Source organism: Stutzerimonas tianxiuensis, assembly GCF_053470365.1.
Window position 1 is genome coordinate 492704 of sequence record NZ_JBPVWS010000001.1, and the last position, 15281, is coordinate 507984.

Sequence of the window (15281 nt, forward strand, 5' to 3'; positions counted from 1 at the left end):
CAGCGGGGTGCGACAACTGCGCCCATTTGGTCAGACAACGCAGAGTGCCAGGGTCTCGGCAATGTAAGCAGGCTTCTCCACACCCTCGATTTCCATCACGGCACGCGATTTCAGGAGCCACTGGCCCGGGTTCTTCTCGTAAGCGTCGAGCAGCGTCGCTGATACGCGAACCCGCGAGCCCACTCTGACCGGCTGGATAAAGCGCAGGCTGTCGAGCCCGTAGTTGACGCCCATCTTGGTCCCTTCGGGACGGATCATCAGCTCGTCCATCAACATCGGCAGTAGCGACAGCGAGAGGAAGCCGTGCGCGATGGTTCCGCCGAACGGGGTCTGCGCGGCCTTTTCCGGGTCTATGTGGATGAACTGGTGATCACCGGTGCAGTCGGCGAACTGATCGACTCGCTGCTGATCGACGGTGAACCATTCGGAGCGGCCTAGCTCTTTGCCAATGTAATCCTTGAGTTCTGCTACGGGTACTTGCGGCATATATCCTCCGGCGTTTGTTGTTTTGTTCGGATGTGGCGCAACGCTAGATCAGCACGCAGCCGAGGGCGAATCAACCAAGCATGGTTGGTGCGAATGGCGCGCCATAGGCTGATCGGAAGCTGCGCCGCGTGTCGCGGTGGCTAGATGCTTATAATTGCGCTCCTTTGCTCTGGAGGCTTCCATGCTGCTACGCGGACTAACCTGGCTGCTGCTGTTTCAATTGCTCGGCACTGCGCTCAACGTAATGGTGCTGCCGATGTTGCCGGGGCCCATCATTGGCTTGCTGTTGCTGTTCATAGCGTTGTTGGCTCGTGGCCAGGCGAGTGAATCGCTGCAGGTCGCTGCGAGTAGTCTGTTGCGTTATCTGCCCCTGTTGCTGGTGCCGCCCGCCGTGGGCGTGATGGCCTACACCGGAGCGATTCTCGAGGATTTCTGGGCCATCGTTGGCGTGCTGGTGCTCTCGCTGGTGGTGTCACTGGTATTTACCGGCTGGTTGATGCAGACACTGATTCGCCGTCAGCAACGCAAGGCAGGTCGCGCATGATCGCCATGCAGTGGCAAGCGGCCTGGGAGGCGGTAATCCATCACCCCTTGTTTGGCGTGGCGATCACCTTGGCAGCATTCCAGGTGGCCTATGCGGCTTACGAAAAAACACGCTGGGTATTTCTGCAGCCAGTGCTGGTGTCGATGGTGGTGGTGGTCGGTACGCTTGTGCTTTGCGGCCTGAGCTATGAGGAATATCGCGACAGCGCCCAGATGCTGACCGTGCTCCTCGGGCCAACTACGGTGGCGCTTGCCGTGCCGCTGTATCTGAATCTGCGCAGGATCCGCGAACTGTTCGGGCCGATCATGCTTACCCTGCTACTGGCTGGCATCGGCGCCACGGCGCTGGGGATGGTGCTGGCCTGGGCTTTTGGTGCCGACCAGATGATCCTGATGACCCTGGCGCCCAAGTCAGTTACCTCCCCAATCGCCATGCTGGTGGCCGAGCAGATCGGTGGCGTGGTGGCGCTGGCCGCCGTTTTCGTGATGATCACCGGCATCATCGGTGCGATCATTGGTCCGGAACTGTTGCGCCGCTTTGGCGTTCAGCATCCTGCCGCCCGCGGCATGGCGCTGGGTCTGACCGCGCATGCGGTGGGAACCGCCCAGGCGCTGCAGGAGGGCGATGAGTGCGGCGCCTTTGCGGCGCTGGCGATGAGCCTGATGGGTGTGATGACCGCGGTGCTGTTGCCCTTGGCCGTGCTGATGCTGTCGTAAGGAGGCTGAATGAAGCTACCGTTGTTTCCGCTCGATACCGTGTTGTTTCCGGGGTGCACCCTCGATTTGCAGCTTTTTGAGGCGCGCTATCTGGACATGGTCAGCAGCTGTCTGAAGGCCGGGCATGGCTTCGGTGTGGTGCGCCTCATCGAGGGTAGCGAGGTGGGGCTGGCGCCGGCCGAATATGCCCTGACTGGTTGTGAAGCGCTGATTCGCGACTGGCAGCAGCGGCCTAATGGGTTGCTGGGGATTCGCGTCGAAGGCGGTCGTCGCTTCGATGTGCTGTCGGCCGAAGTGCAGCGCGATCAGCTGACCGTTGCCGAAGTCACCTGGCGCGATGAAGGCGTCGATCCGCCCTTGGACGATGAGCATCTCGAGCTGGCGCTGTTGCTAGAGGCGCTCGGTCGCCACCCGATGGTCGAGGCGCTGGGGATGTGCAGTGCCGCGCAGGGTCAGCGATCGCTGGCGCACCAGTTGGCCTACCTGTTGCCGTTTCGGCCTGATCAGAAACTCGACTTGCTGCAGCTGGACGATCCTGAACTGCAGTTGCAGTCCATCCAGCGCTGGCTGGAGCAGTTGCAGGGCGATTCGACCGAATAGCAAAGACGCCCGGTCGCTGGATGCTACTGATAGCGATACAGCAGCATGGCGCCTGGCAATGCCCAGATCGCAAAGGCCCCGATCAGTCCCAGCGTGGCCGGCAGGATCAGCCACCATATTTTCGGCGACAGTGCCGTCATCGGGGCGCGCCATTGAACAACGGCCAGGCTGGCGGCGCAAATGCTCGCCGCCAGCACCGCGCCGGCGATGACGTCGGTTGGCCAGTGAACACCCAGGTAAACCCGCGACAGTGCGATTGCGGTGGCCGGCAGTGCGCCCAATAGCACCCAGGCCAGACGCAGGCGCGGCGGCTGTCCGCGACCGGCGAGAACTCCCAGCGTGAGAAAGAAGGCAAAGGCTGCCGAGCTATGACCGCTGGGGAAGCTGTAACTGTGCAGAGGTTCCAGCAGGATTTCCGGCCGGATCCTGCCGAATGTGGCTTTAAGCGCGCCGTTGGCCAGTGCGGTGCCCAGCAGCGTGAGAATGGCGAATGCTGCCGCGCGCAGCTGCTTGGTGACGATCAGCAGCAGGCTCAGCAATACGGCCGCCCACAGCTGGGTGTGGAAATCACCGGCTCGTGTGACGACCACCATGAAACGGTCGAATATCGGGCTGCGCTCACCCTGAACGACCGTCATCAGCCCTTCGTCAAATTCCACCAGGTAGGGCCAGCCGATAAACAGGCCGATCAGAACGGCGGCGCTGAGGCCAGCCGCAAGCGGAGTAACCCAGCGCATCTGATGCAGGCTGCCATGCACTACGCCGCCGACGAGCAGGAGCAACGCGGCGGTGACGAAGCCGGCCTCGCTCCAGAAACCCTCCGGTAAAGGCAGTCGCACGGCGGCTCCCGCTGCCCAGCCGGGCAGCAGATAAGCCATCGACCAGCCGGCCGCGGCGACCAGGCTGACCAAGAGAAAGCGCCCGAACGGCATATCGAGCATGCCAGCGGTTACCGGCAGCATGGGCCGCAGCGGGCCGATGAAGCGTCCAACAAGAAGGCTGGCGATGCCGTAACGCTCGAAGTACACCTCGGCGCTATTCAGCCATTCCGGATGGTCGCGCAGGCCGCGGATACTGCGAATATTCTGGTGGTAGCGTCGTCCCAGCCCGTACGACAGCAGATCGCCGAGCAGTCCGCCGGCGTAACCCAAAAGCAATGTCTCGCCGAGACTGAGTACGCCGCTTCCGGCAACTACCGCGATGGCGAATACCAGCACCGTGCCGGGCATCAGCAAGCCCACAACGGCAAGGCATTCGAGACAGGCGACGACAAACAGGCTAAGGCCAAGCCACTGAGGGTTTTCAGCCAGCCAACTGGAGAGTGCGGTGAGCCATTCCGGCATGGGTCTTTTTTCCTTGGTTCGAGACGCTTCGACCCGGCATCTGGCGCCCGGGTTTCAAACGACTAATCATGATAGCCCTGGCGATGGCCTCCTGCGGTTGCCGACGCTGGTGGTTACTCACAGCCCGCTGGGTTGTGCGTAACCTGCAGTCAGAGACTTTTAGCCATTCGCCCGGCGCCGCTGTGCGCGAGGCGTGCGGGTCGCTATAATCAGCCGCTTTCCGTTCGATCAGGCCAGCCAGACCATGACCGAGTCCGTACTCGACTACATGACCCGCCTCGGTCGCGCCGCGCGCGAGGCGTCGCGCGTACTAGCGCGTGCCTCCACGGTGCAGAAGAACCGTGCCTTGCAGGCCGCCGCCACCGCGCTTGATGCGGCGCGCGAGGAGCTGGTCCGTGCCAATCGTGAAGACCTCGAGGCCGGGCGTGCCAATGGTCTGGACGAGGCGATGCTTGATCGTCTGGCGCTAACGCCGGCGCGTATCGACGACATGATCGAGGGGCTGCGCCAGGTTGCGAGCCTGCCTGACCCCATCGGTGAGATCCGCGACATGCGCTACCTGCCATCCGGCATTCAGGTTGGCAAGATGCGCGTGCCGCTAGGCGTGGTTGGCATCATCTACGAGTCGCGGCCCAATGTGACCATCGATGCGGCCAGCCTGTGTCTCAAGTCAGGCAATGCCACAATTTTGCGTGGCGGCTCGGAAGCGATTCATTCGAACCAGGCCATCGCTCGCTGCATTCAGCTGGGCCTGGCCGAGGCCGAGCTGCCAGCTGCGGCGGTGCAGGTTGTCGAGACCACCGACCGCGCCGCCGTTGGGGCTTTGATCACCATGCCGGATTACGTGGATGTGATCGTGCCGCGCGGTGGCAAGGGGCTGATCGAGCGCATCAGCCGAGACGCCAAGGTGCCGGTGATCAAGCATCTGGACGGCATCTGCCACGTGTTCATCGATCAGGCGGCCGACGTCGACAAGGCCATCCGCATCGCCGACAACGCCAAGACCCAGCGCTATGCGCCATGCAACACCATGGAAACCCTTCTGGTCCACGCGTCCATCGCTACCCGAGTGCTGCCACCGCTGGCGGCAATCTATTGCGAAAAGGGCGTTGAGCTGCGTGGCTGCCCACGGACCCGTGAACTGCTGGGTAGCCACGTGTTGGCTGCCAGCGAAGAGGACTGGTCCACCGAATACAACGCGCCGATCCTGTCGATCCGCATCGTCGATTCTCTGGATGAAGCCATCCAGCACATCAACCGCTACGGCTCGCAGCATACCGACGCGATCGTCACGGAAAACTTCACCGATGCGCGGCGCTTTATTACTGAGGTCGATTCGGCGTCGGTGATGATCAACGCCTCTACTCGCTTTGCCGACGGCTTCGAGTACGGGCTAGGGGCTGAGATCGGTATTTCCACCGACAAACTGCACGCCCGCGGCCCGGTCGGTCTGGAAGGCCTGACCAGTGAGAAGTATGTGGTATTTGGCGACGGTCACGTGCGAACTTGATGAGGGAGACCGGCACCCCTCGGCGCATCGGCCTGCTCGGTGGCACCTTCGACCCGGTGCATATCGGGCATTTGCGCGGCGCTCTGGAAGTGTCTGAAATGGTTGGGCTTGATGAGGTTCGTCTGGTCCCCAACTTTCGTCCGCCGCACCGTGAGGCGCCAAACAGCTCCGCGCAGGATCGCTTGACCATGGTTCGACTGGCGGTGCAGGACTTGCCTCCGCTGACAGTCGATGCGCGCGAGTTGGAGCGTGACAAGCCGTCCTACACCCTCGACACGCTGGAGTCCTTGCGTGCCGAGCTGAACGATGATGATCAGATTTTTCTCATTGTGGGTTGGGATGCCTTCTGCGGACTTCCTACTTGGCATCGCTGGGATGAGCTGCTCGAGCATTGCCATATTCTGGTCATGCAACGGCCGGATGCCGACAGCGAAGCGCCGGAAGCGCTGCGGGACCTGCTGGCGGCTCGCAGCGTGAACGACCCGCTGACCATTGCCGGCAGCAGTGGGCAAATTGCTTTCGTCTGGCAGGCGCCGCTAGGAGTGTCGGCAACACGTATTCGTCATTTTCTGGCCAGCGGCCGGTCTGTACGCTTTCTCGTACCGGACGCCGTACTGGCTTATATCAACGCGCACGGACTGTACCGGGCGTCGAACTGAGGTTGTTTCACATTATGCAAAATGATTCTTTGGCCCAGCTGGCCGTTAGCGCCCTGGAAGATCTGAAAGGCGCTGACATCACGACCATCGATGTCCGCGGCAAGACCAGCGTTACCGACTTCATGGTGATCGCCAGCGGCACCTCCAGCCGTCACGTGAAATCACTGGCCGAAAACGTGCTCGAGAAGGTCAAGGAGCAGGGCGTGCGCCCTCTGGGCAGCGAAGGTCTGGACGGCGGTGAGTGGGCTCTGCTCGACCTGGGCGATGTCGTGGTGCATGTGATGCAAGTGCCTACTCGTCAGTTCTATGACCTCGAGCGCCTCTGGCAGGGTGCCGAGCAGAGCCGCGCGCAGCACGCGGGCGAGCAGGAATAGCCGATCCGTGCGGATCAAGCTGATTGCGGTGGGCTCGAAGATGCCGCGCTGGGTGGAGGACGGTTGGCATGAGTATGCCAAGCGTCTGCCGTCTGAGCTGCCGCTGGAGCTGCATGAAATATCCCTCAACACTCGCGGCAAGAATGCCGACGTGGCGCGGTTGATTCGTCAGGAAGGCGAGGCCATGCTGGCGAAGGTTCAACCCGGCGAGCGCATCGTCACGCTTGAAGTGACGGGGCGACCCTGGAGCACTGAGCAGCTGGCTGGTGAGCTGGAGCGTTGGCGGCTCGATGCGCGCAACGTCAATCTCATGGTGGGCGGGCCGGAAGGGCTGGCCCCTGAGGTGTGCGCACGCAGCGAACAACGCTGGTCGTTGTCACCGCTGACGTTGCCCCACCCGCTGGTTCGTATTCTCATCGGCGAACAGATCTATCGGGCCTGGACGTTGCTGTCAGGTCACCCTTACCACAAGTAGTTCAGCTAAAACCGAAGATGTCCCAGCCGATTCCCCTCAAGGACCACGAAAAAGACGCCCGTTTGGTGCGTAGTCGCGTTTTTGTGGGCGGGGCAATCGTATTGCTGCTGATCGGCGTGTTGATTGCGCGCCTGTATTACCTGCAAGTGGTGCAGTACCAGCACCATTCGACGCTTTCGGAGAACAACCGGGTCCATGTGCAGCCCATTCCGCCCAATCGGGGCCTGATTTTTGATCGCAACGGCAAAATCATCGCCGATAACCGGCCAAGCTTCAGCCTGACGGTGACGCGCGAGCGCGCTGGAGACTGGCGTGAGACCTTGGATACGGTGGTCGAGGTGCTGGCGCTCTCGAGTGAAGAGCGCGAATTGTTCGAAAAACGGGTGCTGCAGGGGCGCAGGCCGTTCGAGCCGGTGCCGATCATGTATGAGCTGTCGGAAGAGCAGATTGCGCGGATTGCCGTCGATCAGTTCCGTCTGCCGGGGGTTGAGGTCGCAGCCCAGCTGGTGCGGCATTACCCAGAGGGCGAGCACTTCGCTCATTCGGTCGGATATGTCGGTCGAATCAACGAGGCCGAGCTCAAACAGCTCGATCCGGTCAATTACAGCGGCACCCACCACATCGGCAAGACTGGCATCGAGCGCTTCTACGAGGACTCGCTGCACGGGCAGGTGGGTTACGAGGAGGTCGAAACCAACGCGCGTGGGCGGGTGCTACGGGTGCTCAAGCGCACCGATCCGATCCCTGGCAAGGATCTGATGCTGACCCTCGATCTTGAACTTCAGCAAGCTGCCGAGGCTGCGCTGGCAGGCCGCCGCGGTGCAGTGGTCGCGTTGCAGCCGAAGACTGGCGAGGTGCTGGCGATGGTCAGTCAGCCTAGCTTCGACCCCAATCTGTTCGTCACTGGTATCAGTTTCAAGGCGTATGGCGCGCTTCGCGATTCCATAGATCGCCCATTGTTCAACCGTGTTCTGCGCGGGCTCTACCCACCGGGGTCGACGATCAAACCGATGATGGCGGTGGCTGGCCTGGATGCCGGTGTGGTGACCGAGAACAGTCGCGTGTTCGACCCCGGCTTCTTTCAGCTGCCCAACGTCAAGCACAAGTACCGGAACTGGAATCGCGGCGGCGACGGCTGGGTAGATCTGGAAACCGCGATCATGCGGTCCAATGACACCTATTTTTACGACCTCGCCCACAAGATGGGCATCGACCGCATGCATGACTACATGAGCCGCTTCGGTCTCGGCCAGCGCGTGGCGCTGGACATGTTCGAGGAAACTGCCGGCCTGATGCCGTCGCGAGACTGGAAGCGTGGCCGTTACCGGCAGGCTTGGTATCCGGGCGAGACAGTCATCCTCGGCATCGGTCAGGGTTACATGCAAACCACGCCCTTGCAGCTCGCCCAGGCGACCGCGCTGATGGCGACTCACGGTAAGTGGATCAGGCCGCACCTGGCGAAAAGCATCGAAGGAGAAATACCTGTCGATCCTGAACCGATGCCCGACATTCAGCTTCGCGACCCCGATTACTGGGATGCTTCCATCAACGGAATGGTGAAGGTGCTGCACGGCGCCCGCGGCACGGCAAAGAAGGTTGGCGACACCGCCGCCTACCTCATCGCCGGCAAGAGCGGTACGGCGCAGGTCGTGGCCATCAAGCAGGGCGAAAAGTACGACAGCGGCAAACTCGCCGAACGCCATCGCGACCACGCCTTGTTCGTCGCCTTCGCGCCTGTGCATGACCCGCAGATTGCTGTAGCTGTCATGGTCGAGAACGGCGAGTCCGGCTCCGGCGTAGCCGCGCCAGTGGCCAAGCAGGTCATGGATGCATGGCTGCTCAACGAGGCGGGCGAGTTGAAGGCCGAGTACGCCCCGCCCCTGACGGCAGAGAGGCCCAAACCGTGAGCGGAACGTTTGACCGCACGCTTTCAACGTCCGATGTGATGCGTCGCCGGGCGTCACTGTTACAGCGTATGCACATCGATGGGGTGCTGCTCCTGCTGCTGCTGATGCTCGCGGCCGGAAGCCTGTTCGTCCTTTATTCCGCTGGCGGCAAGAATGTTGATCTTCTGATCAAACAGGCGACTTCCTATGGCTTCGGATTGGGCGCCATGCTGGTCATAGCGCAGTTGGAACCAAGGTTCATGGCGCGCTGGGTGCCGGCGGGTTATCTGGCGGTTGTGGCATTGCTGGTTGCTGTGGAGTTCGTCGGCTACACCGCAATGGGGGCGACCCGGTGGATCAATATACCCGGGGTGATTCGCTTCCAGCCGTCCGAGTTCATGAAGATCATCATGCCGATGACCATCGCCTGGTATCTGTCCGCGCGCGCCTTGCCGCCTGGTATCAAGCACACCATGGTCAGTCTGGGCCTGATCCTCACGCCCTTCGTGTTGATCCTCAAGCAGCCGGACCTTGGCACTTCGTTGCTGGTACTGGTCTCCGGTGCTTTCGTGCTGTTCATCGCCGGGTTGCGCTGGCGCTGGATCATGAGCGCGATCGCGGCGCTGGTGCCGATTGCCGTGGCCATGTGGTATTTCGTGCTGCACAACTACCAGAAACAGCGCGTGCACACATTCCTCGATCCGGAAAGCGACCCGCTGGGAACCGGCTGGAACATCATCCAGTCGAAGGCCGCGATTGGTTCGGGCGGCGTGTTTGGCAAGGGTTGGTTGCTGGGTACTCAGTCGCATCTGGATTTTTTGCCCGAAAGCCATACGGACTTTATCATTGCGGTTCTGGCTGAAGAGTTCGGCCTGGTGGGCGTTTGCCTGCTGCTGCTGCTGTACCTGCTACTGATTGCGCGTGGTTTGGTCATCACCGTTCAGGCGCAAACGCTGTTTGGCAAGTTGCTGGCCGGTGCGCTGACGATGACCTTCTTCGTTTACGTATTCATCAACATCGGCATGGTCAGTGGTCTGTTGCCGGTGGTAGGGGTGCCGTTGCCCTTCATCAGTTTCGGTGGCACTTCATTGGTAACCCTGCTATCAGGGTTCGGGGTTTTGATGTCGATCCACACCCATCGCAAGTGGATCGCACAGGTTTGAATAGAGTGAATTTCTTGGATCGATTACGGCGTGGCTGGTTGACACGAGCGCTCTGCGGAGCGGGTCTTTTCGCGGCGCTAGGAAACTCTCCAGCGGTTTTTGCGGCAGATTATCAGGGCGAAAAGGTCGCCGATTTCGTGCGCGAAATGACTCAGGATTACGGGTTTGCCAGTGAGCAGGTGGCCGAAGTGCTGGCGCAGGCGGAGCGCAAGCAGGTGATCCTCGATGCCATCTCCCGACCGGCCGAGCGCGTCAAAGCGTGGAAAGAATATCGACCGATCTTCATGACCGATTCGCGGATTGCCCAAGGCGTGGACTTCTGGCGCGAGAATGAGGCGACGCTGGCGCGCGCCGAGCAGGAATTCGGTGTGCCGGCACAGGTGATCGTCGCCATCATCGGCGTTGAAACCTTCTACGGTCGCAACACGGGCAACTACCGGGTCATAGATGCTTTGTCGACCCTGGGCTTCGACTACCCGCCGCGCCAGCCATTCTTCCGCCAACAGCTCAAAGAGTTCCTCTTGCTGGCCCGTGAAGAGCAAGTCGACCCTCTCACGCTGACCGGTTCCTATGCCGGTGCCATGGGGCTGCCGCAATTCATGCCGAGCAGCTTTCGCGCCTATGCGGTGGACTTCGATGCAGACGGTCGCATCGATATCTGGAAGAACCCGGTCGATGCAATTGGCAGCGCCGCCAACTATTTCAAGCAGCACGGTTGGACTGCCGGCGCGCCAGTGGTAGCGCGGGCTACGGTCAATGGTGAGCGACATGGCGAAGGTCTGACCGAAGGACTTGAGCCTGTGAAGAATGCCGCGGAATTGCGCGAGCTGGGTTGGCAGTGGCCAGCCGAAACGAAGATGCCCGACGACACTGCGGTAACGGCCTTTCGCCTGGAGGGTGCCGACGGCGACGAGTACTGGGTCGGCTTGCCCAACTTCTATGTCATCACCCGTTATAACCGCAGCGTCATGTACGCCATGGCAGTCCATCAGCTCTCCGAGCAGCTGGTCCAGGCGCGGGGTGCGCAATGACCGCTCGTTTGCTGGCGGTAGCGGCCTTCGCTGTGCTGGTAGTCGGATGTTCGTCGGCGCCTGCACCGTCATCGCCGGCCCCCGCGAAAAGCGCCGGCATCAGCGGGCCGGGTGACTACTCACGGCCGCACAAGGATGGCGCGCCCTGGTGGGATGTCGACGTTTCCAGCATTCCAGACGCAACGCCAACACCGCACAACGGCCCGTTCAAGGCCAATCCCTACACTGTGCTGGGCAAAACTTATTACCCGATTGGGGACGGACGCAATTATCGGGCGACCGGAACGGCATCCTGGTACGGCACCAAGTTTCATGGTCAGCCAACGGCCAACGGCGAAAAGTACGATCTGTATGGCATGAGCGCCGCGCATAAGACGCTGCCGCTACCCAGTTATGTTCGGGTCACCAACCTCGACAATGGCAAGGCCGTGGTGCTTCGAGTCAACGATCGCGGCCCGTTCTACTCGGATCGAATCATTGATCTGTCTTTTGCTGCGGCGAAGAAACTGGGCTATGCCGAAACCGGGACCGCGCGGGTCAAGGTCGAAGGCATCGATCCGAAGCAGTGGTGGGCCGAGCGTGGCAGGCCGGCGCCTATGGTACTGGCCCAGCCTCAAAAGGTTGCTAAGCCCTCAGTTGCTGCGCTGGCGCAACCTGTCGAGCAATACACGCCGCCACCGGCGCAGCATGCTGGCGCAACTGTGCCGGTTGAGGTTGCCAATGACACCACGCGAGACGTATCTGGGGCGGGGGTCTACCTGCAGGTCGGCGCGTTTGCAAACCCGGATGCGGCTCAGTTGCTGCGTGACAAGCTCAGCAGCATGACCGGTGCGCCGGTGTTCGTAAGTTCGGTTGTCCATCAGCAGCAGATCTTGCACCGGGTACGCCTGGGGCCCATTGACTCCCCCGATGAAGCTGCGCAGCTCGAACAGAGCGTTCGCCTTGCCAATCTGGGAAACCCGCGGCGAGTAAGCGGCGATTAAACCTGTACCTCGTTGATAGATACACCACGCTGACCTGTACCGTTTTTGCCACACCACCTTTCTGAGAGCGCAATGACTATCACCACCTTCGTGCACCGGCTGTTCCTCCTAACCGTGCTGGCCGTAGCGCCCACCGCCTGGGCCGAGCCGATCATTCCGTCACCGCCACAGCTGGCGGCCAAATCTTACGTCCTGATGGACGCCGCCAGCGGCAAGGTTCTGGTCGAGAATGCCGGTGATGAGCGCCTGCCGCCCGCCAGCTTGACCAAGCTGATGACGGCTTACATCGCCACCCTGGAGATCAAGAAGGGGCAGATCTCCGAAAGCGACATGGTGACCGTCAGCGAAAAAGCCTGGCGCACCGGCGGCTCGCGGATGTTCATCCAGGTCAATACGCAGGTTTCGGTGGACGATCTGCTGCACGGCATCATTATCCAGTCCGGTAATGACGCCAGCGTGGCAATGGCTGAGCATATCGCCGGTAGCGAAGAGGCGTTCGCCGACCTCATGAACAGCACAGCGCAGCGGTTGGGCATGAGCAATACGCACTTCATGAATGCCACCGGGCTGCCTCATCCAGAGCATTATTCGTCCGCTGCCGACATGGCCAAGCTGGCTCGCGCGATCATCCATGAGGATCCCGCGCACTACGGCATCTATGCGCAAAAGGAGTTCTTCTGGAACAACATCAAGCAGCCGAACCGCAACCTTCTACTGTGGCGTGACAAAACCGTCGATGGCCTTAAGACCGGCCACACTGAAGAGGCTGGCTACTGCCTGGTAGCTTCTGCAGTGCGTGATGACATGCGTCTGATCACCGCTGTCTTCGGCACCAATAGCGAGCAGGCGCGTGCCGCCGAGACGCAGAAGCTGCTGACCTATGGCTTCCGCTTCTTCGAAACCCGGACCTTCTATCAGAAAGGTGTTGAGCTAGCGACGTCCCGTGTCTGGAAGGGTCAGCAGGACCAGGTGAGCGCCGGGCTTGCGGGTGATCTGACCATGACCCTGCCGCGCGGGCAGATGGACAAGCTGCAGGCCGGCCTGACCTTTAACCCCGAACTCACGGCGCCAATCCAGCAGGGTGATGTGGTTGGCAAGGTTGAGGTCAGTCTCGATGGACAGGTGGTGCAAAGCACCGATCTGATTGCACTGCAGACCGTGGAAGAAGGTGGGCTGTTCAGCCGTCTGTGGGATAGCATTCAGCTGTTCTTCTTCAATCTCTTCAACTGACCTCTTGAGCGCGCCCAGGCTGTCCGTCGGGCGCGCCCTTTGCGGATCATGAGTCCGTTGCCATGACTGAAAGTAAAAGCGAAACACAGCCGCCGAAAATCGAATTTCCCTGCGAGCGTTATCCGATCAAAGTAATTGGAGATGCGGGGGAGGGCTTCAGCGACACGGTGGTCGAGGTTATCCGTCGGCATGCGCCGGATTTTGACGAAACCACTCTGGTGACTCGAGACAGTCGCAACGGCCGGTTTCTGTCCGTGCAGGTCTTGATCACCGCCACCAGCGTCGATCAGCTGCAGGCGATCCATGTCGATCTGCGCGCTACCGGGCGCGTGCACATGGTGCTGTGATGAGCGGCGAGCCCGCCAATCCTGTCTTGGGTGCTAGCTCTGTGGTAGAGGATGCCCCAACGATGAGTGGCCCCTCGCTGGTGGTGCGCGAGCTCGGCCTGGTGGACTATCCGATCGCCTGGCAAGCCATGCAGCGCTTTACCAATGAACGGCTGCCGGACACAGTTGACGAGATCTGGTTGCTACAGCATCCGCGGGTGTTTACTCAGGGGCAGGCTGGCAAGCCGGAGCACTTGCTGTTACCAGGCGATATTCCTGTGGTTCAGGCCGATCGGGGCGGACAGGTGACCTACCATGGTCCTGGGCAGCTGGTGTGCTATTTGATGCTGGATGTCAGGCGGCTGGGCTTTGGTGTGCGCGAGCTGGTCAGCCGTATCGAGCTTAGCTTGATTGATCTGCTTGCCAGCTACGGTGTTGACGCCTTGGCCAAGCCCGATGCGCCTGGCGTGTACGTTAGTGGCGCCAAGATCGCCTCTCTCGGCCTGCGCATCCGTAACGGCCGCTCGTTCCATGGGCTGGCGCTCAATGTGGACATGGACCTCGAGCCCTTCGGGCGAATCAACCCATGCGGCTATGCCGGCATGCGCATGACACAGTTGGCGGATCTGGTCGCTGGGCCAATAGCCTTTGCCGAGGTCAGTGCCCGTATGCGCGAACAGCTGGCCAAGCACCTCGGCTACGCGCAGCAGCAAACCCTGACAAACGTAGCAATAGTCTAGGTAGGGCGACTGCCAGCTTTTCCAGTGGCGGATAGGACGCCGCCTGCCCAGGCGCGTTGCCAGGAGCAGGCGGTGTCCGGTTCGATCAGTTCAGGTTGAGGGTTGGTATCAGGCTGCTGTCGAATGGCTGACCGGGGACCGGCACCGGGGCGGCCAGGCCCAGGTTGTTCTTCTCGAAGACCCGGTCGGCTCGGTAGCTGGAGCGCACCAGTGGGCCTGCGGCTACTTCCATAAAGCCCTTCGCCAGACCGATATCGCGGAAGCGGTTGAATTCTTCCGGACTGACCCAGCGTTTGACCGGCAGGTGGTTACGAGTTGGCTGCAGGTACTGGCCAAGGGTAAGGATGTCCACACCAATGGCGCGGAGGTCATCCATTGTCTGCAACACTTCCTCGTCGGTTTCGCCCAAGCCCAGCATCAGGCTGGTCTTGGTCAGCATCTCGGGGCGATGGCGCTTGGCGTGCTCCAGCACCCGCAGGGTCTTCTCGTAGCCTGCACGCGGGTCGCGTACTTCATGGGTCAGGCGTTCGACTGTCTCGACATTCTGCGCGAACACTTCAAGGCCTGAGTCCGCCACGCGTTCGATAGCTTGCAGGTCGCCGTCAAAGTCGGGCGTCAGGGCCTCCACGACCACCTGCGGCGTACGCTCCTTGATCGCGCGGACACAGGCCGCGTAGTGTGCGGCGCCGCCGTCATCCAGATCGTCGCGGTCCACTGAGGTCAGCACGATATAGCGCAGCGCCATCAGCTCCACCGACTTGGCGGTGTTCTGTGGCTCTTCCTGATCCAGCCAGCCGTTGGGATTACCGGTGTCTACCGCGCAGAAGCGGCACGCGCGGGTGCACACCGAGCCCATCAGCATGATGGTGGCAGTACCGTTGGACCAGCATTCGCCCATATTCGGGCAGTGGGATTCCTGGCATACGGTGCTCAGGCGGTGTTCGCCGACATTGCGCTTGACCGCTTCGAAGCGGCTACCGCTTGGTGCCTTGACCCGCAGCCATTTGGGCTTGGGTTCGAAGACCTGGGGCTCGCTTGAGGCGCGACGCTTTTGGCCGTCCTTGATTGCAGTGATGCCCTGGGTGGTGCGGAATTTTTCGCCGCTGGCAATGGCCTTGGGTTGGGAGGTGTCGGACATCGGCTTTCTGGGCTCCGCTAGAGGCTCCGTGGACGAGGCGGCTTGTGGCCGCTGCGCAGTTTATCACAGGCACTGAC

17 protein-coding genes are annotated in these 15281 nt (G+C 61.3%); 14 read left to right on the forward strand and 3 right to left on the reverse strand.

The features are described 5' to 3' along the window. Nucleotides 1-30: 30 nt before the first annotated feature. On the reverse strand, nucleotides 31-486 hold the full coding sequence (locus tag ACSSNI_RS02040; protein WP_200639857.1) for a MaoC family dehydratase: 456 nt from the start codon (nucleotides 484-486) through the stop codon (nucleotides 31-33). Nucleotides 487-667: 181 nt separating this feature from the next. Between ACSSNI_RS02040 and ACSSNI_RS02045 the strand changes: the two genes are divergently transcribed. The 3 genes from ACSSNI_RS02045 to ACSSNI_RS02055 are packed head-to-tail and all read left to right on the forward strand — an operon-like array spanning nucleotide 668 to nucleotide 2346. Further along, nucleotides 668-1030 (forward strand): CidA/LrgA family protein, encoded by a 363-nt coding sequence (locus tag ACSSNI_RS02045; RefSeq protein WP_200639856.1) that lies wholly within the window; start codon nucleotides 668-670, stop codon nucleotides 1028-1030. Between the two features lie 5 nt (nucleotides 1031-1035). Then, nucleotides 1036-1746 (forward strand): LrgB family protein, encoded by a 711-nt coding sequence (locus tag ACSSNI_RS02050; RefSeq protein ID WP_200640683.1) that lies wholly within the window; start codon nucleotides 1036-1038, stop codon nucleotides 1744-1746. A 9-nt stretch (nucleotides 1747-1755) separates the two neighbouring features. Beyond that, the gene (locus tag ACSSNI_RS02055; protein ID WP_200639855.1) at nucleotides 1756-2346 is read left to right on the forward strand and encodes an LON peptidase substrate-binding domain-containing protein; all 591 of its coding nucleotides are present in this window, start codon (nucleotides 1756-1758) and stop codon (nucleotides 2344-2346) included. 23 nt (nucleotides 2347-2369) lie between these two features. Here the strand turns inward: ACSSNI_RS02055 and ACSSNI_RS02060 are convergent, their stop codons facing one another. Next, nucleotides 2370-3689, reverse strand: a complete 1320-nt coding sequence (locus ACSSNI_RS02060) for a bifunctional DedA family/phosphatase PAP2 family protein (RefSeq protein ID WP_200639854.1) — start codon at nucleotides 3687-3689, stop codon at nucleotides 2370-2372. A 244-nt stretch (nucleotides 3690-3933) separates the two neighbouring features. Here ACSSNI_RS02060 and ACSSNI_RS02065 point away from each other — a divergent pair, with 244 nt between their 5' ends. The 11 genes from ACSSNI_RS02065 to lipB all read left to right on the forward strand — a co-directional run bounded on the left by ACSSNI_RS02065 (nucleotide 3934) and on the right by lipB (nucleotide 14066). Further along, on the forward strand, nucleotides 3934-5199 hold the full coding sequence (locus ACSSNI_RS02065; protein ID WP_448258946.1) for a glutamate-5-semialdehyde dehydrogenase: 1266 nt from the start codon (nucleotides 3934-3936) through the stop codon (nucleotides 5197-5199). Beyond that, nucleotides 5199-5858, forward strand: coding sequence for a nicotinate-nucleotide adenylyltransferase (nadD, locus tag ACSSNI_RS02070; protein ID WP_200639852.1), 660 nt, complete (start codon nucleotides 5199-5201; stop codon nucleotides 5856-5858). Before ACSSNI_RS02065 ends, nadD begins: the two co-directional genes overlap by 1 nt. Nucleotides 5859-5872: 14 nt before the next feature. Next, nucleotides 5873-6232 (forward strand): ribosome silencing factor, encoded by a 360-nt coding sequence (gene rsfS, locus ACSSNI_RS02075; RefSeq protein WP_102837477.1) that lies wholly within the window; start codon nucleotides 5873-5875, stop codon nucleotides 6230-6232. Nucleotides 6233-6239: 7 nt separating this feature from the next. Continuing rightward, the gene (gene rlmH, locus ACSSNI_RS02080; protein WP_019340033.1) at nucleotides 6240-6707 is read left to right on the forward strand and encodes a 23S rRNA (pseudouridine(1915)-N(3))-methyltransferase RlmH; all 468 of its coding nucleotides are present in this window, start codon (nucleotides 6240-6242) and stop codon (nucleotides 6705-6707) included. Nucleotides 6708-6724: 17 nt separating this feature from the next. Next, a complete protein-coding gene (gene mrdA / locus ACSSNI_RS02085; protein ID WP_200639851.1) occupies nucleotides 6725-8614 on the forward strand; it encodes a penicillin-binding protein 2 in 1890 nt (629 codons plus the stop codon). Then, complete coding sequence (gene rodA, locus ACSSNI_RS02090) at nucleotides 8611-9756, forward strand: rod shape-determining protein RodA (RefSeq protein ID WP_325166592.1); 1146 nt, start codon at nucleotides 8611-8613, stop codon at nucleotides 9754-9756. The genes mrdA and rodA overlap by 4 nt, the downstream gene beginning before the upstream one ends. A gap of 146 nt (nucleotides 9757-9902) precedes the next feature. After that, nucleotides 9903-10787, forward strand: a complete 885-nt coding sequence (gene mltB, locus ACSSNI_RS02095; RefSeq protein WP_234484670.1) for a lytic murein transglycosylase B — start codon at nucleotides 9903-9905, stop codon at nucleotides 10785-10787. Beyond that, a complete protein-coding gene (locus ACSSNI_RS02100; RefSeq protein WP_200639850.1) occupies nucleotides 10784-11770 on the forward strand; it encodes a septal ring lytic transglycosylase RlpA family protein in 987 nt (328 codons plus the stop codon). The genes mltB and ACSSNI_RS02100 overlap by 4 nt, the downstream gene beginning before the upstream one ends. A gap of 72 nt (nucleotides 11771-11842) precedes the next feature. Beyond that, nucleotides 11843-13000 (forward strand): D-alanyl-D-alanine carboxypeptidase family protein, encoded by a 1158-nt coding sequence (locus ACSSNI_RS02105; RefSeq protein ID WP_200639849.1) that lies wholly within the window; start codon nucleotides 11843-11845, stop codon nucleotides 12998-13000. 62 nt (nucleotides 13001-13062) lie between these two features. Then, nucleotides 13063-13347, forward strand: coding sequence for a DUF493 domain-containing protein (locus ACSSNI_RS02110; protein ID WP_102837471.1), 285 nt, complete (start codon nucleotides 13063-13065; stop codon nucleotides 13345-13347). A gap of 62 nt (nucleotides 13348-13409) precedes the next feature. Further along, entirely contained in the window at nucleotides 13410-14066 is a 657-nt protein-coding gene (gene lipB, locus ACSSNI_RS02115; RefSeq protein ID WP_200639848.1) for a lipoyl(octanoyl) transferase LipB, read from the forward strand. A gap of 85 nt (nucleotides 14067-14151) precedes the next feature. Here lipB and lipA read toward each other — a convergent pair whose 3' ends face one another. Continuing rightward, a complete protein-coding gene (gene lipA / locus ACSSNI_RS02120; protein ID WP_102837470.1) occupies nucleotides 14152-15204 on the reverse strand; it encodes a lipoyl synthase in 1053 nt (350 codons plus the stop codon). Between the last annotated feature and the right edge of the window lie 77 nt (nucleotides 15205-15281).